Source organism: Nonomuraea diastatica, assembly GCF_004349015.1.
Taxonomy (GTDB): domain Bacteria; phylum Actinomycetota; class Actinomycetes; order Streptosporangiales; family Streptosporangiaceae; genus Nonomuraea; species Nonomuraea diastatica.
The window spans coordinates 14,512-36,513 of the sequence record NZ_SMKP01000080.1 but is presented as its reverse complement, the minus strand read 5'-3'; the positions used below and the strand labels follow the sequence as shown (position 1 = coordinate 36,513).

The 22,002-nt window shown below is 70.1% G+C and carries 23 protein-coding genes; 13 read left to right on the top strand and 10 right to left on the bottom strand.

Going from position 1 to position 22,002, the window contains the following annotated elements; translation table 11 throughout:
* Positions 1 to 65 precede the first annotated feature (65 nt).
* Positions 66 to 1,355, top strand: a complete 1,290-nt coding sequence (locus E1294_RS26550; RefSeq protein WP_220447954.1) for a helix-turn-helix domain-containing protein — start codon at positions 66 to 68, stop codon at positions 1,353 to 1,355.
* Here the strand turns inward: E1294_RS26550 and E1294_RS58200 are convergent.
* Together E1294_RS58200 and E1294_RS26540 are read right to left on the bottom strand one after the other, a co-directional pair.
* Entirely contained in the window at positions 1,348 to 2,367 is a 1,020-nt protein-coding gene (locus tag E1294_RS58200; protein ID WP_132512673.1) for an NAD-dependent epimerase/dehydratase family protein, read from the bottom strand. The genes E1294_RS26550 and E1294_RS58200 overlap by 8 nt on opposite strands.
* A complete protein-coding gene (locus E1294_RS26540; RefSeq protein WP_132512671.1) occupies positions 2,364 to 2,591 on the bottom strand; it encodes a winged helix-turn-helix domain-containing protein in 228 nt (75 codons plus the stop codon). The genes E1294_RS58200 and E1294_RS26540 overlap by 4 nt, the downstream gene beginning before the upstream one ends.
* 357 nt (positions 2,592 to 2,948) lie before the next feature.
* Between E1294_RS26540 and E1294_RS26535 the strand changes: the two genes are divergently transcribed.
* Both E1294_RS26535 and E1294_RS54770 read left to right on the top strand, forming a co-directional pair.
* Positions 2,949 to 3,488 carry a Panacea domain-containing protein gene (locus E1294_RS26535; protein ID WP_132512669.1) on the top strand — a complete coding sequence of 180 codons (540 nt, stop codon included), beginning with the start codon at positions 2,949 to 2,951 and terminating at the stop codon, positions 3,486 to 3,488.
* 429 nt (positions 3,489 to 3,917) lie between these two features.
* On the top strand, positions 3,918 to 4,022 hold the full coding sequence (locus E1294_RS54770; protein ID WP_246083299.1) for a glutamine synthetase: 105 nt from the start codon (positions 3,918 to 3,920) through the stop codon (positions 4,020 to 4,022).
* Between the two features lie 71 nt (positions 4,023 to 4,093).
* On the opposite strand, the gene E1294_RS57355 is transcribed toward E1294_RS54770, so the two are convergent.
* The 6 genes from E1294_RS57355 to E1294_RS57345 form a co-directional block, all read right to left on the bottom strand.
* On the bottom strand, positions 4,094 to 4,573 hold the full coding sequence (locus E1294_RS57355) for a methyltransferase domain-containing protein (RefSeq protein ID WP_281284520.1): 480 nt from the start codon (positions 4,571 to 4,573) through the stop codon (positions 4,094 to 4,096).
* Positions 4,534 to 4,932: a class I SAM-dependent methyltransferase gene (locus tag E1294_RS57350; RefSeq protein WP_281284519.1), complete on the bottom strand. Its 399-nt coding sequence runs from the start codon at positions 4,930 to 4,932 to the stop codon at positions 4,534 to 4,536. The genes E1294_RS57355 and E1294_RS57350 overlap by 40 nt, the downstream gene beginning before the upstream one ends.
* Positions 4,933 to 4,942: 10 nt before the next feature.
* Positions 4,943 to 5,887: a ribosome small subunit-dependent GTPase A gene (rsgA, locus tag E1294_RS26520; protein WP_246083298.1), complete on the bottom strand. Its 945-nt coding sequence runs from the start codon at positions 5,885 to 5,887 to the stop codon at positions 4,943 to 4,945.
* 366 nt (positions 5,888 to 6,253) lie between these two features.
* Positions 6,254 to 6,598, bottom strand: coding sequence for a YciI family protein (locus tag E1294_RS26515; RefSeq protein ID WP_132512665.1), 345 nt, complete (start codon positions 6,596 to 6,598; stop codon positions 6,254 to 6,256).
* Positions 6,599 to 6,707: 109 nt separating this feature from the next.
* Positions 6,708 to 7,325, bottom strand: coding sequence for an AAA family ATPase (locus tag E1294_RS26510; RefSeq protein WP_246083297.1), 618 nt, complete (start codon positions 7,323 to 7,325; stop codon positions 6,708 to 6,710).
* Between the two features lie 130 nt (positions 7,326 to 7,455).
* Positions 7,456 to 8,253, bottom strand: coding sequence for a potassium channel family protein (locus E1294_RS57345; RefSeq protein WP_132512661.1), 798 nt, complete (start codon positions 8,251 to 8,253; stop codon positions 7,456 to 7,458).
* A gap of 403 nt (positions 8,254 to 8,656) precedes the next feature.
* Between E1294_RS57345 and E1294_RS26500 the strand changes: the two genes are divergently transcribed.
* Positions 8,657 to 9,370, top strand: coding sequence for a PaaI family thioesterase (locus E1294_RS26500; RefSeq protein ID WP_132512659.1), 714 nt, complete (start codon positions 8,657 to 8,659; stop codon positions 9,368 to 9,370).
* A 64-nt stretch (positions 9,371 to 9,434) separates the two neighbouring features.
* Here E1294_RS26500 and E1294_RS26495 read toward each other — a convergent pair whose 3' ends face one another.
* Positions 9,435 to 10,610: a mandelate racemase/muconate lactonizing enzyme family protein gene (locus E1294_RS26495; RefSeq protein ID WP_220447952.1), complete on the bottom strand. Its 1,176-nt coding sequence runs from the start codon at positions 10,608 to 10,610 to the stop codon at positions 9,435 to 9,437.
* Positions 10,611 to 10,805: 195 nt separating this feature from the next.
* On the opposite strand from E1294_RS26495, the gene E1294_RS26490 reads away from it, so the two are divergent.
* From E1294_RS26490 to E1294_RS26480, 3 genes are all read left to right on the top strand, one after another.
* On the top strand, positions 10,806 to 11,486 hold the full coding sequence (locus E1294_RS26490) for a type 1 glutamine amidotransferase (RefSeq protein ID WP_132512655.1): 681 nt from the start codon (positions 10,806 to 10,808) through the stop codon (positions 11,484 to 11,486).
* An 86-nt stretch (positions 11,487 to 11,572) separates the two neighbouring features.
* Complete coding sequence (locus E1294_RS26485; RefSeq protein ID WP_132512653.1) at positions 11,573 to 14,476, top strand: bifunctional [glutamine synthetase] adenylyltransferase/[glutamine synthetase]-adenylyl-L-tyrosine phosphorylase; 2,904 nt, start codon at positions 11,573 to 11,575, stop codon at positions 14,474 to 14,476.
* 83 nt (positions 14,477 to 14,559) lie between these two features.
* The gene (locus E1294_RS26480) at positions 14,560 to 15,594 is read left to right on the top strand and encodes a hypothetical protein (RefSeq protein ID WP_132512651.1); all 1,035 of its coding nucleotides are present in this window, start codon (positions 14,560 to 14,562) and stop codon (positions 15,592 to 15,594) included.
* Here E1294_RS26480 and E1294_RS26475 read toward each other — a convergent pair.
* Positions 15,578 to 16,930 carry an aminotransferase-like domain-containing protein gene (locus E1294_RS26475; protein ID WP_132512649.1) on the bottom strand — a complete coding sequence of 451 codons (1,353 nt, stop codon included), beginning with the start codon at positions 16,928 to 16,930 and terminating at the stop codon, positions 15,578 to 15,580. The two genes, E1294_RS26480 and E1294_RS26475, sit on opposite strands and share 17 nt — an antisense overlap.
* A gap of 119 nt (positions 16,931 to 17,049) precedes the next feature.
* On the opposite strand from E1294_RS26475, the gene E1294_RS26470 reads away from it, so the two are divergent.
* The 6 genes from E1294_RS26470 to E1294_RS26445 are packed head-to-tail and all read left to right on the top strand — an operon-like array spanning position 17,050 to position 21,936.
* Positions 17,050 to 17,991 (top strand): substrate-binding domain-containing protein, encoded by a 942-nt coding sequence (locus E1294_RS26470; protein WP_220447951.1) that lies wholly within the window; start codon positions 17,050 to 17,052, stop codon positions 17,989 to 17,991.
* Entirely contained in the window at positions 17,988 to 18,788 is an 801-nt protein-coding gene (locus E1294_RS26465; protein ID WP_132512645.1) for a deaminated glutathione amidase, read from the top strand. Before E1294_RS26470 ends, E1294_RS26465 begins: the two co-directional genes overlap by 4 nt.
* A complete protein-coding gene (locus E1294_RS26460; RefSeq protein WP_132512643.1) occupies positions 18,781 to 19,719 on the top strand; it encodes an ABC transporter substrate-binding protein in 939 nt (312 codons plus the stop codon). The genes E1294_RS26465 and E1294_RS26460 overlap by 8 nt, the downstream gene beginning before the upstream one ends.
* On the top strand, positions 19,716 to 20,630 hold the full coding sequence (locus E1294_RS26455; RefSeq protein ID WP_132512641.1) for an amino acid ABC transporter permease: 915 nt from the start codon (positions 19,716 to 19,718) through the stop codon (positions 20,628 to 20,630). The genes E1294_RS26460 and E1294_RS26455 overlap by 4 nt, the downstream gene beginning before the upstream one ends.
* A gap of 8 nt (positions 20,631 to 20,638) precedes the next feature.
* Positions 20,639 to 21,391: an amino acid ABC transporter ATP-binding protein gene (locus E1294_RS26450; protein WP_132512695.1), complete on the top strand. Its 753-nt coding sequence runs from the start codon at positions 20,639 to 20,641 to the stop codon at positions 21,389 to 21,391.
* Positions 21,392 to 21,396: 5 nt separating this feature from the next.
* Positions 21,397 to 21,936, top strand: coding sequence for a GNAT family N-acetyltransferase (locus E1294_RS26445; protein ID WP_246083296.1), 540 nt, complete (start codon positions 21,397 to 21,399; stop codon positions 21,934 to 21,936).
* The last annotated feature ends 66 nt before the right edge of the window (positions 21,937 to 22,002 follow it).

Below are 22,002 nucleotides of genomic sequence, written 5' to 3'. Positions count from 1 at the left end.
ATCTGTGATGCACTGGAATCTCATAGCCAGCGCGGCCGACGACGTGAAACATCGGGAGATGCCCCGTGATCGTTGATCTCTGGACAGGCAGAAAAGCGGGTGCGCTGCGGGCCGCGCTGCGGTTGAGTGCCGAGGCTTTCGCACAGCATCTCGGCGTGGCTGCGCGGACAGTGGCAAAGTGGGACGCAGAGCCAGCCATCGTTCCCCAACCCTCAATGCAGCAGGTTCTCGACTTGACTCTTGAGCGGGCCACGGATGCCGTAAAAGCGCGCTTCGGTCTCATGCTTGAGAATGAGGCTAGAAAGTCCGAGCCTATGAGCCATGGGAGTCTTCGAGAGGTGATGATGATGGCCGCGCACGAGTCGGCCGAAGATGTGGCGCTACGGGCTGTCCACTGCGAAGCCGAGAGCATTGCAGACCTCCGCGACCGAGTGGTCAACGTCGCTCGTGCCTACTCTTCGCGGGCACCGATGGAGGTGTTCGCGAATGCGAGAGCAGCGCAAAACCTCGCGCGAACGCTGGTCGAGCGAACGCGCCGGCCATCTGACTTGATTGACCTTTACCTTGTGCTGGGTCAGGCCAACGCATTGATGGCGTCTATTGCTTTCGACCTCGGAAACTGGCAAGCCGCAGCGACGCTTGCGCGTTCCAGTACGACCTACGCAGAACTATCCGGGCACGGCTCGCTTCAGGCCTGGACCTTGGGACTTCAAGGCACCTTAGCTTTCTGGCAGAATGAGCCTGAGCGTTCCCTTGGCTTTGTTTTTCGTGGACTCGCGGTCGCGCCTCAGGGGGCTTCACGTTATCGACTCCGATATATCGCCAGCCGTGCGCATGCCGTTGCGGGCAACGCCGAAGCTGCTCGGGCGGTGCTTGTTGAGGCTCGGCACGACAAAGAAGTATCTGTGAACTTTCCGGACGAGTTGCATGATGAGGTGCGGGGAGAATTCACGTTCGACGGCGCTCGCGCTGCTGCCTGTGCGGCTGCGGCGTGGCTCTACCTGAAGGATGGCGAACAAGCCGCCCATCATGCACGGGAGGCACTCGACGCTTACGGGCAGATTCCAGAGGTGCGCCGACCGTTCTCGCCTGTTACTGGCGCGCGGATTGATCTCGCGTCGGCCTACCTCCTGACGGGGAATCGTGAGGCGGCCGAGGCTGAACTTGGCCCGGTGTTCGCCTTGCCTGCTGATCTGAGGAATGTATCTCTGTCCGGGAGGCTCGCCAGAACGAGATTTATTCTTGGCTCGCCTGCATGGCAAGGCAAACCGGCGGCCATCGAGCTTAGCGACCGTATGAACGACTGGCTTCAGGAGACGGCGGCGAACCCAGGCGTCGTTGAAGATGTCATGTGACAAGTAGCGAAAGAATCTCTCTTTCGCGTTCTGTGGATATCCCTATCTCGTTGGACCGCTCATTGTTCGCAACTTCGCGCGTCGTGCGGATCCATTCCCATGTATCCCGCACGGTCTCGGAGAGTGGTCTGCACCCCAGGCCGGCGCTGTGAGCGCGAACGGAGTCTACTTGCCAAACGCCGGCGTGTGTGCGCCAAAGAGGAAGCTCTGACCATTGCCGGACGCCGTGCTCCAGCAGGAAGCCGTCCGGCGCCCATGCAAATTTGGCAGAACCATTAGTAGCGTCAACGCAATATTCCAGTAGTTGGCCGAAGGTGGCGAACCGAGAAGGTGCGGTCACATTGAAGGACGACGATAGTTTCGCGGCAACTGTGTGACAAGCGAATGCTGCAAGGTCGCGAACGTCTATGGGCTGTATGGAACGTTCAGGAGACCCTGGGGCCAGGATGCGACCTCCACGGAAAACGCGACGGAGCCACCAGGGAAGGCGCCCGACATACTCTCTGGGGCCAAGTACTACGCCGGGGCGCAGCGTACATGTCCGGCTCTCTCCAAAGGAGAGTCGGACGGCATTCTCGCATCCTGATTTCTGGTAGCCGTATTTAGTTGGCCCGTCTTCGACGTCTTCCCCATAATTTTCGTCAGCGTCTGGAGGGCATTTCAGGACAGGGGAATCTTCGGTAAGTGGCTTCGTTGGCCAGTCAGCATAGACGCTTACCGTGGACATGAATATGTAGTGATCGACTAGAGGTTCCAACGTTTGAGCTGTGCTGAGCACATTGCGAGGGACATAGCCTGACAGGTCCACAACCGCATCCCAAGGGCCGGCAGTCGCCAGCCGAGCAAGATCCTTGGGGGCGGTGCGGTCGCCTCTGACCACCTCGACGCCATCGACGTCGGAGCCAGTGAGGCCACGGTTGAAAGTGGTGACCTCCCAGCCTCGCGCGAGGGCTTGATTAACAACCGCGTGCCCGACGAACGCCGTACCTCCCAGGACGAGCAGCTTGGTCATCGCGTCTCGTTGCTCCCTGCGACCTTGAAGTAACCACGTCCGTGCTCGCTGCGGACGATGCCCTCAGCCGCCAACTTCATCAGGACAAGCCGGATCGTGGTGCGGCCGGCTTCGAGCTCCTGGGCCAAGGTTCGCTCGGAAGGCAGGCGGCCGTTCGGCCCCAAATCATCTGAGGCGATCAGTTCACGGATTGAGTGCTCAACTCGGTCTGTCTTCTCACCCATCGGGCGGCCATCCTCCTGTCTGTGGTGCGCACCAGTCTAGGCTGCGATCGAGAGGCAAGCTCCTGGCTTTCTTCGTCTTCAACCGGGGGTGCCGCAGAGCCTAGCGACACGCCTGAGACGGGGCGTTGCCGTCATGTTGCCCTTTGGGACCGAGTTGCGTTCGTCTTACCTCGCCGTGTCATGACGGCTCGCTGGCTGCGGCGTAGCGTCAAAGGTTGTGGCCCACCACTTCGGCGAGGGGACTGGACCATGACGCAACCGTCATCACCGGTGGCATGTGCCCGAGGCGTAGATAACCGTAGGTCTCAACCAGGTGAACGCCCGGACTGGCCACGACACGACGCATATCGTCGGAGCATGCCAGCCTCAGCCCACGACATCGCGGCAGCGCTCCGGCAAAGGCAGTCCAGGCTCGGCGCCAAGAAGCTGCAGGCGCTCCTGTACTACGCCCAGGGCCATCACTTGTCGTTCTTCGGCAGCCCTTTGTTCAAGGAGTCCATCTCGGCATGGGACACCGGGCCAGGGGTCGATGCGCTCTGGGAGGAGGAAAGGGCCGGTGACGCCCTTGAACTGCCCGAACTGAGCGAGGCTGAGCTGAATACCGTCGGGTATGTCCTCAGCAGGTACGGCAAGCTCGCCACTGAAGAGCTTGAAAGGCGCATCCACGTAGAGGCTCCGTGGATGCGGGCGGAAGCGGGTCGGGTGCCGGGCAGGAGTGCCCGGATCGAACTGGAGTGGATCAGAGAGTTCTTCAGCGCCCAGGCCATGAAAGAGAACGACTTTGGCTTGGACCCGGCTGAAGTCAAGCGCACCCTGGAAGCCACGCAGCGCAGGGACAAGCCGCGACGCACGGACAGTCTGGAGGACATCCGCGCGTGGCTGGCAGCCCGTGCATGACAATGCTGGCTGGAAACTGGAAGGGTTCATCGAGAGGCTCAACCTGTGGGAGGAGACCGAGCCATCATCGGCCGCGCTCGGTGATGTGTGCTTAGCCGTTACGCGCTGGATCATGAACCGCTATGAGGACCCGTACGAGGGGGCAAGGCGGGAGTCCAACAACTTGTGGTTCGCGGCGATACCAGGGACGTGTCATGGCTGGCAGGTGGTGTGCTGCTCGTACTGGATCGAGGAGTCAACTCGTACCGTACGCTGCAACCTAATCTCGACCCTGAGTAGGCCGGTCTAGCGTCTCTGGAGCCCGCTCGAGTGGGAGTTCCTTGGGCCGCCTGTGGGCCGTCCGACGTTGGCCAGTAATGACAGAAAGAGACAGGTGCCGACGGTGCCCGTACCCATGTCGGCGTGTCTGGCGAGAGATCAAAACAGGTAGTGCGAAGAGGTAATCACTTCCTGCGCAACAAGCGGGCCGAGTGGCGCGACTACCGCCGCACCGTCACCGAGTTCGAGCTCGGCCGCTACCTGCCCGTGTTGTGAAGGGGCCTGTTCAGGGCGGAAGCCGGAGCTCGCCGTGAACAGGCCAGGTCACCCTCGCGGGTGCGGGCGATCTACGACACGGTCGGCGTGGCCGGGTCCGTGCCGTCGACGCGCAGGACATATCCGGTATATCCGTAGTCGTCGGCGTGTTCGCGCCGCAGCCCGATCTCCTGCCGGGTCGCGGCGACGGCCTCGGTCATGCCGGGAACCGCAAGGTCGGCGGTGTCGGCCCGCCTCCCGAGAGGGTCGTAATACTCCTCGAACCAGTCGCTGTCCGGCAGCCGGTACGTCGCGCACACGCGGTAGCCGGCCGCCGCTGCGGCGGCCGTGTTCTCGTCCGCGCCGCGCAGGGGGTAGGCCTGCTCCCAGTAGGCGCGAACCTCCGGAGCGGGATCCGAGGTGCTCCACTCGCATTCGGTGACGACCAGCACGCCGCCCGGCGTGAGCAGTCGCCGCCACGACCGCAACGCGTGGTCGAAGCCGATGAGATACACCGAGCCCTCGGCCCAGATCATGTCGGAGCTGCGATCGGGGTAGGGCAGTTCGGCCATGGAGACGTTCGCGGTGCGGACCGCTCGGCCAGGCCTCGCCGGGCCGCGGCCTCGCGCAGCTCGTCCAGATAGGGCTGATGGGTGTCGACCGCGGTGACCTCCGCGCCCGCGGCGGCGAGCAGGAGCGAGGCGCGGCCGGGGCCGCAACCCAGGTCGAGCACCTTGGGACGTTCGGGGAGCGGCCGGGCCAGCGCCAGCAGCCGCCGAGTGGTGGCATCCGAGCCGGGACCCTGGCGGGGCAGGCCGTGGTGCAGGGTGATGAGCGCGTTGACGACCGGGTCGTCGATGAAGTCGGACACGTGTTCCTCTGGTGGTCGTAGGGGAGCGGCGATGGTGCCGTGGGGGCGTATCGCCCCCACGGCCGGCTCGTCATGAGCGTCGCTGGCGGTCCCTGAAGGCGTAGGTCTCGCGGAGCGAGCGGGTGATGGCCTTCTTACGGTCATCGTGCTGGGCCCGCAGCCGGGCGTCGTTCCTGGAGGTCGCCCAGGCGTTCTCCCGCTGGAGCTTGCGGTAGCTCTCCAGGCGGCGCTCGCTCAGGTCACCCGAGACGATGGCTTCCTGGACCGCGCAGCCCGGTTCCGAGTCGTGGCCGCAGTCGCTGAAGCGGCACTCCTCGGCGAAGGTCTGCTCCAGGCCGTCGTCGGCGTCCACGAGGCCGATCCCGCGCAGGCCGGGGGTGTCGATGAGCACGCCGCCGCCGGGGAGCGGGACCATCTGGCGGCGGACCGTGGTGTGCCGCCCCTTGCCGTCCTGGGCGCGTACGGCGCCGGTCGCGAGGATCTCGGCGCCCAGGAGCGCGTTGCCCAGCGCCGACTTGCCCGCTCCGGAGGGGCCGAGCACGACCACGGTGCCGGTCAGCATCGCGGTGAGCACGTCCAGGCCCTGGCCGCTGACGGCGCTGGTCGTGATGATCTCCACCCCGGGCGCCAGCCGCGCGACCTCGGCCGCGTACGAGCCGGGGTCCGCCGACTGGTCGGCCTTGGTCAGCACGATGACGGGGAGGGCGCCGCTCTCCCAGGCCAGCGCGAGCAGCCTTTCGACCCGCCCGGGATTCAGCGGACCGGCGAGCGAGACCGCCAGGACCGCTGTGTCGACGTTGGCGGCCAGGGCCTGGCCGTGGGAGGAACGCGGCGCCGAGGACCTGACGATGACGCCGCGGCAGCACGGCCACCAGTTCGGACCCCTGGCCGAGGCGGATGGCCGCCCAGCCGCCGGCGCAGGGGGACGACGCCGCGTCCGGGGTTGTCGGAAGCGACACGCGGGCGCGGAGCGGGCCCGCTTCGGAGACGACGTCGCACGCGCCGCGGTCGACACCGGTGACGCGGGCGGGGATGAGCCCCGCGGAGCGATGGGAGGTGAAGGACTGCTCGAGCCCTACGTCCCAGCCGTACGCGGACAGGCCATGAGAATGATGGGAAGACAACAGAAGAACCCTTTGCTGGAAGAGCCCTGGCCCGCGCGAGCCGCCTGTGGCGTTCGCACCGGGCGGGGCGCCTCGGAGAGGCTAGCCAAGGCCCTGAGACGTGAGGATGGACCGGATGCCGCGGATGGCGGCCATCATCACGACGGTCATGCAACCTCACCTCCCTCAGGGTTTCCTGTTGTCACGCATGCAGATCTTTCGCCCGAGAAATTAGCATGCGTACCGATTCCTCGCCACGAGCCCGCGGGCCCGCCGGCTCATCCGTGGAACTCGCGCACCTCGATGGGGAGCAGCGCCACGGCCCGCGCCATCTTGCGGCCCCACCCGAGCGCGGCCTCCATGTCGGCCGCCCGGATGATGGTGAACCCGCCGATGTGCTCCTTGCCCTCGGTGTACGGGCCGTCGGTGGTGAGCACCTCGCCCTCCCTCAGCCGCGCCACGGCGGCCTGGTCCGCCGGGCGCAGCGCGCCGGAGAAGACCCACACGCCGGCGTCCTTCATCTCCTGCTCCAGCGCGCCCAGGTCGCGCATGATCGGGTCGAGGATCTCGGGTCCCGGCGGCTCGCCGTCGGGCTGGTACATGGTGAGCACGTACTGCTTCATCGTGGTGTCCTTTCCTCGGGAGTTCACCCTTCACACGAACGGCCCGCGCCCGGATCGACACACCGCGCGGAAAAATCCGGCCGCGCCGCAGCCGTGTCCCGGCCTGCCGTCATCCCTCATGGTCGGGCGACGATCCGGTGATCCGGACCTCCCGCAGGCGGTCGTCGTCGCCGTCGTCGAAGGTGATCGCCTCCAGCATGGCCGCCTCCGCCCTGTCGACGATCAGCCCGCCTGCCGCGGGCGTGGGGTCGCCGCCCTTCACCCGCGCGACCAGGCCGGCCCACCGCCGCTGATGGCGGGCGAACGTGCGCGCCGCCACCACCCGGCCCCTGGCTCGCTGCCCGGCCAGCGCCGCCTCCGGCGACGCGTCCAGCAGGAGCAGGTGTAAGCGGGCGTGGTGCCGCCGCGCCAGCCACGCGAAACCTCTCAGCACGTACGGAGCGCAGCCCCGGTTGTGGGCGATGACCGAACGGCCGCCGGCGAGCGCCCGCCGGATGCGGCCCACATGGGTGGCGAACACCAGGGCGCGGCGCACCCAGCCGGGCATCCAGCCGAGCCTGCCGTGCCAGTGCCGCTTGGCCTGCGCCGAGTCGATCACCACGACCGCGCCCACGGTGACGGGCAGGCTCTCGGTGCCGCGCAGGGTGTACAGGCGGCGGAGCAGGGTGGTCTTGCCCGCGCCCGGGAGCCCGGTCAGGATGACCAGGGATCCGGGCGGGTATCGCAATCTCGCCCCCTGCACAGGCCCACCCCCGCATGATCAACGTACATGTCCCGTGCCGTTCCGGCGAGGGGACCGCGTGCCTTAGAGACTCGTCGAAGCCGGGCCGTGGCGCGCGCCCGCGGCCGGGCCGGCATCAGCGGGCCAGGCGCGTGGTCAGGGAGTCCAGCCGCTCATGCAGCCGAGCCTGGTCGTCGCCGATGCCTTCCACGACGGTGCGGATGCCGGCCAGCTCGTCCACCGCGCTGCGCAGCTCGTTGATCTCGGAGAGGATCTGCGCCACGTCGGCCTCGGTACGCCGCTCCCTGGCGGCGGTGCGCTCGAACCGCTCGACGAACCAGGACGCGATGGCCGCGGTGACCACACCGAGCAGGGCGATCCCCGCCAGCATCAGCCCCGACGCCACCAGCCTGCCCTCGGTGGTGACGGGGAAACGGTCGCCGTACCCGACGGTGGTCATCGTGGTGAGCGACCACCACAGGGCGTCGCCGATCGTCTGGATGTTGGAGGCGAGGTTGTCCCGCTCCGCGTCCAGCACGGCGATGCTGCCGACCAGGGCCAGGAAGACGGCGGTGCCGCTCACGTACACCACCGCGCGCAGCCGCAGCGGGAGCTGGATCCGTTCGGCGACGACCTGCAGGAGCAGCAGCGCGCGCAGCAGCCAGAGCGGGCGCAGGAGGGGGAGCAGGACGACCAGGAGTGAGGGGATGTTCCTCAGCACGAAACGCATGCGGTTGGGAGCCAGATAGACGCGGCTCAGGTAGTCCATGGTGAACAGGAGATAGGCGCAGACCTGGAGGTACCAGAACGCCTGGTCTACGAAGGGCGGAAGGCCAGGCAAGACAATGGGGATCGCCCAGCTGAGGAGAAACGCGGTGCCAATGATAAGAAGTGCCGTACTCGTGCGGCGCTCCCATGAGGTCAGCCGATCCATCCCGACAGTCTGATGGCATGACCGCCTGTGGCTCTAGGCCGGGTATCGGTCGATTGGTCGCGGGACACGGAAGAGCCGGGATAAGGTACTGCCCGACGCCTTGATCGGCCTCACTCCCGGCAGCGGTTCGGAGTGAGGCCGATTTTCGTTGCTTCTCACCCCCGGCTCACGTCCGCGCGATGTGGGGCGCCTACCGTCCCTGGCAGGCGTGATGGCAGGCATGTCGGCGGCATGGCCGTGCGATGGGTGGGAAGCAACGGACCTCATCGAGGCGTTATAGGTGGTGTCGATCAGCCGCGAGACCCCCGGCACCTGCGGGAATCGGGAGTCTGGATAAAATCGGCCTGCTTATATTGACATTTGCGGACTTTTCGCCGTATGCGGCGATAGAGGAGGGTGTGGCATGACGACGGCTGCCTTGCAGACCGTGCTGACCGTTCCCGAGCGCTTCCGTGGCCCGGTGGGGGTCGCCAACGGCGGCTGGATAGCGGGCACCATGGCGGAGGCTCTGAACGGAGGCCGATCAGCCGTCGAAGTCACACTCCACGCTCCCACCCCGCTGGAGACCGATCTGCGGCTCGAACACGTGGCCAACTCCGTCTCCCTCTCCCACGGCGACCGGCTCCTGGTCGAGGCGATCCCCGTGGCCGAAGACCTGGAGGGGCCCGGCTTCGTGCCGTTCACCGACGCCGCCCGCGCCGAGGCGGGATTCGTCGGCCTGCGGGCGCACCCGTTCGCCGAGTGCTTCGCCTGCGGCATGCGCGAGCCCGGCGACGGCCTGCGCATCTTCCCCGGGCCCGTGGAAGGCGCCGGCCTGGTGGCGGCCGGATGGCGGGTGCCGTTCAACGTGACGGGCGAGGACGGCGTCCCCGCCTCGATCGTCGGGGCGGTGCTCGACTGCATCACCGGCTGGGCCCACTTCGGCCCGGGCGAGACCGCGCTGCTCGGGCGGCTCGGCGTGCAGATCCACCGGCCGGTCCAGCCCGGCGGCCGCTACTCCGTGGTGGCCCGTCCGACCGGCCGCGACGGGCGCAAGATGTTCGGGCAGAGCGCCATCTACGAGGACGACGGCACCCTGGTGGCCGCCGCCCGCGCCACCTGGATCGCTCCACGCTGACGCCCTCTCCCTGGACGTTCGTCAGGGCCCCTGGGGACGGCGGGCGGCCTGAGGGCGATCGCCGTCACAAGCGGGAGACGCGCCGCTGCGCGGCCTGGTCGCCTTCGCGCAGCCGTACGCCGTGACCGGGCTCGCGGCCCGGTGTGACGACGCCGTTCTCGATGGCGGGCAGCCCGGTGACGAGCTCGCCGTACCAGGTGTGCAGGAAGGCGCGGACGGTCTCCTGGATGAGCCCGTTGGGCTGGCCACACACGAAGTGCACGCAGCCCGCCAGCGTGGCGGGCCCGGTGCAGTCGTGCGGCGCCACCGGCACGCCGTAGGCGTCGGCGAGGGAGGCGACCTTGCGGGCCTCGGTCAAGCCGCCCGTCCACTGGATGTCGAGGGTGAGGACGTCGACGGCGCCCGAGTCCAGCAGCGGCTTGAAGCCGCGCCGGCCGACGCACGTCTCCCCGGCCGCGATCGGCACGGGAGAGGCGAGGCGGGCGTAGGCGTCGGCGGCGTCCGAGCGCAGCGGGTCCTCCACCCAGAACGGCCGGTACGGCTCCAGCGCGGCCAGGATCGTCTCGGCGGCCGGCCGGCTCCACAGGCCGTGCAGCTCGACCATCAGCCTCATGTCCAGGCCGGCCTCCTCCCGGATCGCGGCGATCACCTTGAGCCCCTGGTCCAGGTCGGCCTGGGAGATGCCGGCGCCGCCCGTACGCTCGGCCGCGGCGTCGAACGGCCATACCTTCATGCCGCCGATCCCCTGCTCGAGCAGGTCGCGGGCGAGCCGGGCCGGGTCGGTGAGAAAGGCGTTCAGGTCCTCGTAGCGGCCGCTGGCCAGGCCCCAGTTGCCGGTTTCCTGCCGGGCCGAGGTGGCGATGTACCCCGGGCCCGCGCAGGTGTTGTAAATGGGCATGCCGTCGTGGACGGCGCCACCGAGCAGGTCGACGAGCGGCAGCCCGGCGGCCTGCCCGAGCAGGTCCCAGAGGGCGAGATCGATCGCGCCGTTGCCGCGCGTCTCGGCGCCGGAGCCCTGGTAGCCGGTGTACGGGGTGAGCAGGCGGGCGACCCGTTCCGGCGTGGGACCGGCCAGGCCGAGCAGGACGGGGGCGACGCTCTCGTGCAGGTACGCCTCCACCGTCAGCGCGCCGAGGAACGCCTCGCCGAGCCCGGTCAGTCCGGTGTCGGTGTGCAGGCGGACGAACAGCAGGTTGGGCTGCACGGCAGGCCGGATGGTCTCGAGGGCGACGATCTTCACGAGTTCCCCTTTCGGTGCTAAGACCCGATATGCACAGGTGGCATGGCCGTCAAACATGGCGTATGTGGCTGTCTGTCGGATACGCCCGATTGCGGGTGGCGGTCCGCCGCGGGATGCCGGCGGCCCTCGCCGGCCCGGACGGGCTCCGCCCGACATGTAGCGACGTGCTGCGAAATTTCCGGATAATGGGCCGATATGAGCGTTACCGTCATCCAGCACGAGGCCGGGGCCGGGCTCGGATATCTGGGCGCATGGCTGGGGCTGGACTTCGACGTCGTGCGGCCGTACCTGGGCGATGAGATTCCCGAACGCCCGGGTGACGGGCTGATCGTGCTCGGTGGCGCCGCGGCCGCCTGGGAGGACGAGCGCAGCCCCTGGCAGCCCGCCACCCGTGACCTGCTGCTGCGGGCGGTCGAGGAGGGCACGCCGACGCTGGCGATCTGCCTGGGGGCGCAGCTGCTGACCCTGGCCTGCGGCGGCGCCGTCGAGCGCGGCGCGTACGGGCTCGAAGTGGGCGCCCGCGAGGTGGCCGCCCTGCCCGATGCCGCCTCCGACCGGCTCTTCTCCGGAATCGGCACGGCCGTGGCCGTGCAGTTCCACCAGGACGTCATCACGCGCCCGCCCGACGGCGCGGTGCCGTTGATGACCGGCTCGCCGTACCCTCACCAGGCCTACCGGCTCGGGGACGCCGCCTGGGCGGTGCAGTTCCACCCGGAGGCCACCCCCGGGATCTTCGTGTCCTGGACCGGGGAGACGGCCCTGGAAGGGGCCGAGGAGCTCAACGCCGAGGTCACGTCGGCCGAGAGCGCCCTCGTCGCGACCTGGTGCCCGGTGGCGACGTCGTTCGCGGACGTGATCCGGACCGCCTCCCGCTGACCTGGAGCGCGGCCACCGACCGCATCGAGACGCGACGTCGCGTCGGCCTCTGCGGCCGGCGGCGGGGGAGCTGCCACTATGGAGGGGTGCCCAGGATCGAATCGACCGCCGCCAGGCTCGCCAAGCTCGGTTTCGCCGACGGCGCCAGGGCGGCCAGGCTCGTCGGCCAGGCCGGGGCCGATCTGGACGACCTGCTGGAGTCGCTGGTCGACGTGGCCGACCCCGACCAGGCGCTGGCCTCGCTGGCCCGCCTGGCCGAGCGGGATCCGTCCGTGCCCGGCAGGCTCCGCGCCGACGATGAGCTGAGGGGCAGGCTCGTCGCCGTGCTAGGGGTCAGCGCGGCGTTCGGCGAGCATCTGGTACGCCACCCGGAGCAGGTGGCGCTGCTCGCCCAGCCCCGCCTGGGCGACCCGCGCGAGGAGCTCCTCCGGGCGGTCGGCGCCGATCAGGAGGCGTCGGCGGCCGGCGCGTTGACGGCGCTGCGGGTGGCGTACCGGGGCAGGGTGATGCATCTGGCCGCGCGCGACCTCACCGGCCAGGCCACGCTGGCGGAGGTCATGGCGGAATTGTCCGACCTGGCGGGCGCGGCGCTGGAGGCGGCGCTGGCCATCGCGCGGGCCGAGGTCGACGCCGCCGACGTCCGCCTGGCCGTGATCGGCATGGGCAAGTGCGGCGCTCGCGAGCTCAACTACATCAGCGACGTCGACGTGATCTTCGTGGCCGAGCCACGGGAGGGCGCCGACGAGGCGAAGGCGCTGCGTTCGGCGATCCAGCTGGCTCAGGCCATGATGCGGGCCTGCACCGCGACCACCCCTGAGGGCTCGCTGTGGGAGGTGGACGCCGGGTTGCGGCCGGAGGGCCGGTCGGGGCCGCTGGTGCGCACGCTGGCCAGCCACCTGGCCTACTACCGGCGCTGGGCGAAGACGTGGGAGTTCCAGGCGCTGCTGAAGGCCCGGCCGGTAGCCGGCGACCTGGAGCTGGGCGCGGCCTACGTCGAGGCGGTCAACGAGCTGGTCTGGGCGGCGGCTACCCGCGAGCACTTCGTCGAGGACGTGCAGGCGATGCGCCGCCGGGTGGAGGCGCATGCGCGCGCCGAGGGCGAGCGCCAGCTCAAGCTGGGCCCTGGCGGGTTGCGCGACATCGAGTTCGCGGTGCAGCTGCTGCAGCTCGTGCACGGCAGGCTCGACCCGCTGCTGCGCCGCCGGGGCACGCTGCCCGCCCTGGCCGCGCTCTCCCGCGGCGGCTACGTCGGGCGTGACGACTCGCGCGGCCTGGCGGAGGCGTACGCGTTCCTGCGCCAGGTCGAGCACCTTTTGCAGCTGCACCGGCTGCGGCGTACGCACATCGTGCCGGAGGACGAGGCCGACCTGCGCAGGCTGGGCCGGGCGCTGGGCATGCAGGCCGACCCGGTGGGGGAGTTCACCGCCAGGTGGCGGCGGCACGCGATGGAGGCGCGGCGGCTGCACGAGAAGCTGTTCTACCGCCCGCTGCTGCAGGCCGTGGCCCGGCTGCCGGAGTCGGAGGCGCGCCTGTCGACGTCGGCCGCCGCGGCCAGGCTGGAGGCGCTCGGCTACGACGACCCCACCGGCGCGCTGCGCCACATCGCCGCGCTGACCACGGGGGTGTCCAGGCGGGCCGCGATCCAGCGCACGCTGCTGCCGGTCATGCTCGGCTGGTTCGCCGACACGCCCGACCCGGACGCCGCGCTGCTCGGGTTCCGGCAGGTCAGCGACAAGCTGGGCAGCACGCCGTGGTATCTGCGGCTGCTGCGCGACGAGACGGCGGTGGCGGCCAGGATGGCGCGCGTGCTCGGCACCAGCCGCTACGCGACCGGCCTGCTCATGCACGCGCCCGACGCGGTGGCGATGCTGGGCTCCGACGAGGAGCTGGCCGTGCGCTCGCGGGAGTCGCTGCTCGGCGAGGCGTCCGCCGCGGTGTCGCGGCACACGGGCGACCCGGAGAACGCCGTCGCGGCCGTGCGGGCGCTGCGGCGCAAGGAGCTGTTCCGTACGGCCGTCGCCGACATCTCCGGGCTCATCGACATCGAGACGGTGGGCACGGCGCTGTCGCGGCTGACCGACGTGACCCTCCAGGCCGCGCTCGACGCCGCGCTCGGCAAGGCCGCGCGGCTCACCTCGTTCGCGATCATCGCCATGGGCCGGCTCGGCGGCATGGAGTGCTCCTACGCCAGCGACGCCGACATCATGTTCGTGCACTCGCCGCTGCCGGGGGTGGACGAGCGCGAGGCCACCGACGCCGCCCACGCCGTGGCCAACGAGCTGCGCAGGCTGCTGTCGCTGCCTGCCCCCGACCCGCCGCTGGCCATCGACCCCGACCTGCGGCCGGAGGGGCGGCAGGGCCCGCTGGTGCGCACGCTGGCCTCCTACCGCGCCTACTACGCGCGCTGGTCGTCGCCGTGGGAGGCGCAGGCGCTGCTGCGGGCCAGGTTCTCGGCCGGCGACCCTGGGCTGGGCGCCGCGTTCGTCGCGATGGTCGACGAGCTGCGCCACCCGCAGCACGGCCTGCCCGACGACGCCGTCAGGGAGATCAGGCGGCTCAAGGCCCGCATGGAGGCCGAGCGTCTGCCGCGCGGCGCCGACCCGGCCCTGCACACGAAGCTCGGCCCCGGCGGCCTGTCCGACGTGGAGTGGGTGGCCCAGCTCCTGCAGTTGCGCCACGCGGGCGCGCTGCCGTCCCTGCGCACCACCCGTACGCTGGAGGCGTTGCGCGCGGCAGTGGCGGAAGGGCTGCTCGACCACGCGGACGAGGCGGTGCTCGCCGAGGCGTGGCGTTTCGCCTCCCGCATCCGAGACGCGATCATGCTGGTCAAGGGCAGGCCGGGTGACAGCGTGCCGCGTGACTCGGGGGAGCGCGGGCTGATCGCGCAGGCGCTCGGCTATCCGCCGGACGGCTCGGAGGACTTCCTCGACGACTACCGCCGCGTGACGCGCCGCGCCCGGAAGGTGGTGGAGGGCGTCTTCTACGACTGAGGGGCCGGCGCGACCGTGAGGTGGCAGCCTGACGAGCGGAGCGAGGGCTTGATCGCACGGTGCCGCGGGTGTATCAAAGCGCGATGCTCTCCGTTTACGTGGACCTGGCGCTCGGCCTCGTCGTGTCGTTCCTGCTGCTGTCGCTGCTGGTCAGCGGCCTGAACGAAGCCGTGGTACGGCTGCTGTCCATCCGCAGCAAGTTCCTGTGGGCCTACCTCAGGGACACCTTGGACGGCTCGGACGCCCAGGGCCGGTCCTGGTTACCGGCCGGCGTACGCGACGTCTTCGCGGCGCTGCCGTTCCAGCGCGACCCGCGCCCACGGCACAGTGGCCGGCCCGCCCCCGCGCAGGCGGGAGAGCTGCCCGCCCGTGCGGGCGGGTCCGACGATGCTCTGGTCACCCTGCTCTACCAGCGGGTACGCGAGATCGACCACCCCAAGAGGGGCCGCACCAGCATCGCCGACATCCCGCCGGGGCGGTTCGCGGTGGCCGTGATGGAGCTGGCCACGGGCGCGCCCGGCGGCGTCGAGGGGTTCCTGGCGAGGCTGAAGGAGATCGGCAGCCCGCTGCACGGGCCGCTCAACGGCGTGTGGGAGACGGCGCAGCGCGACCTCGACCGGTTCAGGCAGGGCGTGGAGACCTGGTTCGACGGCGAGATGCAGCGGCTCACCATGCTCTACCGGCGCTACGTCAGGTGGGTCGTCACCGTGTTGTGCGTCGGGGTGACACTGCTGTTCACCGTGGACGGGCTGGAGCACGCCAAGACGCTGCTGCGCGACAACGCCTTCCGCGCCTCGGTGACGGCCGTCGCCGAGGCGGGGCCCGCCGCGTACGACGAGCTCAAGGCGCGGTGCACGGGCGGCGACCCGGTGTCGTGCGTCACGGAGACGCTCAGCCGGCCCGCGCTGGCCAGGATGCTCGGCCAGGCGCCGCTCAGCGTGTCGATCCCGGCGGAGGGCGAGCCGGTGTTCGCCTGGAACGGCGGCGTGTGGTGGGACCGGCTGACCACGCCGAGCCACTGGCCCGGATTCCTGCTGACGTACGTGGCGTTGTTGTTCGGGGCGCCGTTCTGGTGGGACGTCCTCCGCCGGCTCACGGGGATCAGGTCGAGGCGCTGAGAGGCGAGCCCGTGGCGGCCAGCGCGATCACGTCGGCCAGCTCCGCGAGCTCGCCGGGGTCGTCGGTGAGCCGGGCCGTGGCCAGCCGCAGGTGGTGGGCGGGCGCGGGGTCGATGACGTAGCGGCTGCCCGCGGCCGCTGAGATCCCGTGCGCCGCGAGGGTGACCAGCGCCGCCGGCTCCTCGCGTACCGGCACCCACAACACCAGGCCGTCGCGCCCGCCCGTGCGGACGCCGCGGGCGGACAGCTCGGCGGCCAGCCGCGCGCGCCGGCCCGCGTAGGCGTCACGGGCGCGTTCGACGCCGGTCCGCGTCCCGGCGTCGCCGAGCAGGTGGGCCAGCGCGTCCTGCAGGATCCTGCTGGTCCAGCCGGTGCCGAAGCTGCGTAGCACGCGCACCCGCTCCACGGCCTCGGCCGCTCCGCCGACGACCGCGATGCGCAGGTCGGGGCCGTGGGACTTGGAGTACGACCGCACCAGCACCGTACGGTCGGGGAAGCGTGTCCCCATGCTCACCATCGGTGAGACCGACAGCTCGCCGATCCCGTCGTCCTCGACGATGAGGGTCGCCGTGGGCTCCAGCAGGGCGGCCAGCTCGGCGGAGCGCTCCGGGGTGACGGCGTGGCCGCAGGGCGACTGGCCGCGTGGCTGGTAGACGAACGCCACCGGCCTGGCTCGCAGGGCTTTGGCCAGTGCGCCGGGCAGCGGGCCGTCCCCGTCGCAGGCGACCGGGATGATCTGGACGCCGATCGTCTCCAGGATGTCCAGCAGCCGCGCCGCCGTCGGCTCCTCGATCGCGATCCGGTCGCCGGGCAGCGCCGCGGTCTGGCAGAGCAGCTGAACGCCCTCGTAGCCGCCGCCGACCGAGAGCCAGCCCTGCGCGGGGAACGGCCAGTCCGGCTCCACGGCGGCGCGCAGCCGCGGCGTGATCGTCTCACGCGTGTAGTCGTTGAGCCGGTCGGTGTGGGCGGCCGCGGCCAGGGCCGTCTCCAGTGGCGGCAGCAGTGCCGGATCGGGGGAGGCGATCGCCAGGTCGATGGCCAGCCGGTCGCCGAAGTGGCCGATGCGCTCGTACCGGATGGGGCGCGGCACGGCGGGCGGGCCGAGCACCACCGTGCCCCTGCGGCGGTCGGTGCGGATCATCCCGTGCCCGCGCAGCTCGGACCAGGCCTCGGCGACGGTTCCCGAGCTGACCCGCAGCTCCCTGGCCAGGGCGCGCACGGTCGGCAGGCGCGTGTCGGCGGTCACCGTGCCCTGCCTGATCAGGTCGGTCAGGACGGTCGCGATCCCCCGTGCGCTCGGTTCGCCGATGCGCTCCGCCAGCCATGCGGCGTCCACTCAACCCCCCAGGAGTTCCGCAAATCTTTGTTCAGCAACAAAGATCGTCTTGTGTTGGCCTTTCCCCTGAACATATGGTTTTTCGCAATTCGGGGCAACTAATGTCTTTTGGGGGGTTTGTGGTCGAGATTCGGATTCGGCTGGCCGCGCGGGACTGGGACCACCTCGTGCCGGTCGCGACGGGGGCGGTCAGGCCCGAGGGTTTCGCTCTCGACCTCGACTCGCGTGCCGTCACGCCCGATGTGCTGAGCGAGCCGGGCCTGGACGGCGGTGAGACCTCGTTCAGCAGGTACGTGCTCGGCCGCGCCGCCGGCGACGACCGGCTCGTGGGCCTGCCCGTCTTCGTCATGCGCGGCTTCCGGCACCGCTGCGTCCTCGTCCGCCGCGACAGCGAGCTGACCTCGCTGGAGGGGCTCAAGGGCGCCCGCGTCGGGCTCACCGGCTGGCCCGACTCGGGCAACACCTGGACGCGGGCCCTGCTCAGAGCCGCGGGCGTGGATCTCGGCGGCATCGACTGGACGGTCGGCCCGCTGGCCGCCGGCGAGACCGGCAAGGGCAGGACCGGTCCGGTCCCGCTGCCCGGCAACGTCTCGCTGACGGACGAAGGGCTCGCCGAAGGGCTCGCGGCCGGCCGTTTCGACGCGATCATGACGCCGTTCATGCCTCCGGAGCTCTTCACCCCCGAGAGCCGCCTGCGCCACCTGCTGCCCGACCACCGCGCCGCCGAGCACGCCTACTACGAGCGGACCGGTTTCGTGCCCGGCATCCACCTGGTGACGCTCAAGCGCGAGAGCGTCGAGCGCCACCCGTGGTTGCCGCAGGCCGTCCAGGACGTGTTCGAGCGCTCCAAGCGGCACTGGCTGGCCCGGCGGCGGCTGCTCGCCGACACCACGCCGTGGTCGTTGTCCGACCTGACCGAGACGGCGCTGACCTTCGGCCACGACTGGATGCCGTACGGGGCCGCCCCGAACGCGGCCATGGTCGCCGCCTTCTGCGCCGAGCTGCACGCCCAGGGCATCTCATCCCGTCGCATCGGAGCCGAGGAGGTCTTCGCCGCATGAGAATCGCCGTCGGACAGTTCGCCTCCGCGCAGGACTGGACCCAGAACCTCACGACCTGCCAGGCCCTGATCGACCAGGCCGTGGCGGGCGACGCCGGCCTGCTGGTGTTGCCCGAGGGATCGCTCGCGCTCTTCGTCGACGAGCCCGGCCGCATCAGGGAGGCCGCGCAGCCGCTGGACGGGCCGTTCGTCAGCGGGCTGGTCGAGCGCACGCACGGCTCCGCCACCACCGTGATCGCCGGCGTGCACATCCCCGCCGGCGACGGCCGCGTGTCCAACGTCCTGGTCGCCGCCAGGGACGGCGAGCTCGTCGCCACCTACACCAAGCTCCACCTGTACGACGCCTTCGGCCGGCGAGAGTCCGACAACGTCGTCCCCGGCACGAACGCCCCCGTCGTGATCGACTGCGCGGGATGGAAGGTCGGCATGATGACCTGCTACGACGTGCGCTTCCCCGAGATGGCCAGGCTGCTGGCCGACCAGGGCGCCCAGATCATCGCGCTGCCCACCGCGTGGGTGCGCGGTCCGGCCAAGGAATGGCACTGGGAGGTCATGGTCACCGCACGCGCCCTGGAGAACACCTGCTACGTGGCCGCCTCCGGCGAGTGCGGCCGGCGCAACATCGGCGCCAGCATGGTCGTCGACCCGCTCGGAATCACCCGGGCCCGCCTCGGCGACGCGCCGGGAATGCTCTGGGCCGACGCCTCGGCCGGCGAGCTGGCCGACGCCCGGCTCGCCCTGCCCGTCCTCGAGAACCGGCGCTTCGCCGTCGACCCACGATTGGAGCGACATGTCTAGGTACACGACGCCCAGCCGCGTGACGGCCGCCCTGCTCGGCGCGGCCCTCCTGCTGGCCGGATGCGGCGCCAACCCCGAGGAGGCGGAGGGCGTCCTGAACTCCCAGCCGCCCCAGGGCACGACCGCCGCCCAGGCCAAGGACCAGGCGTTGTACGACCGGCTGCCCGGCAAGGCCAAGAAGGCGGGCAAGCTCGTCTCGGTGAACAACGGCTCCTTCCCTCCGTACGAGATCGCCGGGGCCGACGGCAGGTCGCTGACCGGCGCCGCCGCCGACATGTCCGAGGCACTCGGCCAGCTGCTCGGCGTCAAGATCGAGCACGTCACCGTGGACGGCCTGCCCAGCTCGCTCACCGGCATCGCCTCCGGGCGCTACGACTTCGCCATCGGGCCCGTCGGCGACTTCCGTGACCGGCAGAAGTCCAACGACTTCGTCGACTGGGTCAAGGAGTTCGTGGTCTTCGCCGTGCCGAAGGGCAATCCGAAGAAGATCGGCTCTCTGGCGGACACGTGCGGGCTGAAGATCTCCGTCATGGCCGGCGGCTCCGCCGAGAGCGTGATCAAGGGCCAGTCACAGACGTGCGTCAAGGAGGGCAAGCCGAAGATCGACGTCCAGTCGTACAAGGACCAGCCCACCTCCGTGCTGGCGGTCAGCTCCGGGCGGGCCGACGGGTTCTTCTCCTCCCAGGCGCCGCTCACCTACTTCGTGGAGCAGGCCGGCGGCAAGCTAGAACTCGCCGGCGAGGGGCAGCGTAACGGCTTCGACGACCTGTACCAGGGCGCCGTCGTGGCCAAGGACTCGCCGCTGCGCGACGTGCTCAAGGACGGCATCCAGAAACTGATGGACAACGGCACCTACGACAAGATCATGGATAGGTGGGGGACGTCCGACAACAAGCTCGACCAGGCCGGCGTGAACCTGGCGAAGTCATGAGCCTGCCCGACGTCGACGTCGACGTCGCGGGCGCCGCCCGCACCCGCCACCCGCTGCGCTGGGTCGCCTCGATCGTCCTGCTCGTGCTCGCCGCCCAGCTCGTGAGCCTGCTGGTCACCAACCCCAACTTCCAGTGGGACGTGGTCGCCCGGTACGTCAACGCGCAGATCATCGGCCAGGGCATCTTCACCACGCTGCTGCTCACCGTGATCGCCATGGCCGTGGGCGTCGTCCTCGGGGTGCTCCTGGCCATCGGCCGGCTGTCGGAGAACCCGGTCGCGCGGGTCGCCTGCGGCCTGTACGTGTGGTTCTTCCGCGGCACTCCGGTGCTGGTGCAGCTCGTGCTCTGGTACAACCTGTCGTACCTGCTGCCGGAGATCTCGTTCGGCGTCCCGTTCGGGCCCGAGTTCGTCAGCGCCGACACCAACGTGCTCATCACGCCGCTGCTCGCCGCGATCCTCGGCCTCGGCCTGAACGAGGGCGCCTACATGGCGGAGATCATCCGCGGCGGTCTCATGTCGGTCGACCACGGCCAGACCGAGGCGGCGTCCGCGCTCGGCATGAGCGGCGCCAGGACCTTCCGCAGGATCGTGCTCCCCCAGGCGATGCGCTTCATCATCCCGCCGACCGGCAGCCAGGTCATCAGCATGCTGAAGGCCACGTCGCTGGTCAGCGTCATCGCGCTGGCCGACCTGCTCTACACCGTGCAGTCCATCTACAACCGTACGTTCCAGACCATCCCGCTGCTGATCGTCGCCTGCGTCTGGTATCTGATGATCACCTCGATCCTGTACGTCGGCCAGTCGTTCATCGAGCGCCACTACGCGCGCGGCGCCACCAGGAACGCCCCGCAGAGTTTCTGGTCGTTCCTGACCTTCCGCCGCCGCCCGACCCCGGAGGTGCCCTCGTGACCGTCCCCATGGTCCGCGCCCGCGGCGTGCGCAAACACTTCGGCCACCTGGAGGTGCTCAAGGGCATCGACCTGGAGGTGCGGCAGGGGGAGGTCGTGGTCGTCCTGGGACCGTCCGGGTCGGGCAAGTCGACGTTCCTGCGCTGCGTCAACCATCTGGAGACCATCGACGGAGGATCCATCCACGTCGACGGGGAGCTGATCGGGTTCGAGGCGTCCGGAGGCCGGGTACGGCACCTGCGCAAACGGGAGATCACTCGCCAGCGCAGGGAGATCGGCATGGTCTTCCAGCAGTTCAACCTCTTCCCGCACTTCACCGTGGTGCAGAACGTCATCGAGGCCCCCGTCGGCGTCCGCGGCGAACCTCGCGACCAGGCCAGGGAGCGCGCGCACGCGCTGCTGCGCCGGGTCGGGCTGGAGGACAAGGCGGCCGCCTATCCCCGCCAGCTGTCCGGCGGGCAGCAGCAGCGCGTCGCCATCGCCCGCGCGCTGGCGATGCGGCCCAAGCTGATGTTGTTCGACGAGCCGACCAGCGCCCTCGACCCCGAGCTCGTCGGCGAGGTGCTCGCGGTGATGAAGGGCCTGGCGGAGGACGGCCTGACCATGATCGTGGTGACCCACGAGATCGGGTTCGCGCGGGAGGTGGCCGACCGGGTGGTGTTCATGGACGACGGCGTCGTGGTCGAGTCGGGCACTCCCGCGGACGTGCTGGACCGCCCGGCCAGCCCGCGCACGAAGGCGTTCCTGAGCCGGGTACTCTGATCCGGGTGGAGACCGAGCGGCTGATCATGCGCAGGTGGCGCGACACGGACCGGGCGCCCTTCGCGGCCATGAACGCCGACCCCGAGGTGATGGAGCACTTCCCCGCGACGCTCACCCGGGAGCAGAGCGACACCATGGTCGACCGGATCGAGCAGGGCTTCGACCGGCACGGCTACGGGCTGTGGGCGCTGGAGGTGCGCGAGAGCGGGCTCTTCATCGGCTTCGCCGGGCTGGTCCTGCAGACGTTCGACGCTCCCTTCCTGCCCGCCATGGAGATCGGCTGGCGGCTGGCCCGCCCGGCATGGGGGCACGGCTACGCCACCGAGGCGGCCAGGCGGGCCGCCTCGTATGCGTTCGCCGAGGCAGGGCTCGACGCCGTCATCTCCATGACGGCCGTGCGCAACGTGCGTTCGCGTGCCGTGATGGAGCGCCTCGGCATGACCCGCGACCCGGCCGAGGACTTCGACCACCCGAAGGTCCCCGAGAACAGCCCGCTGCGCCGCCACGTCCTCTACCGGCTCAGGCGCGGCACCCGGTCCTGGTGAGTGGCGCTGACGAGCGTCCTGGTGAGCGGCGGGACGGCTTCGGCCGCGCGCGTCCGTCCGGCGCCT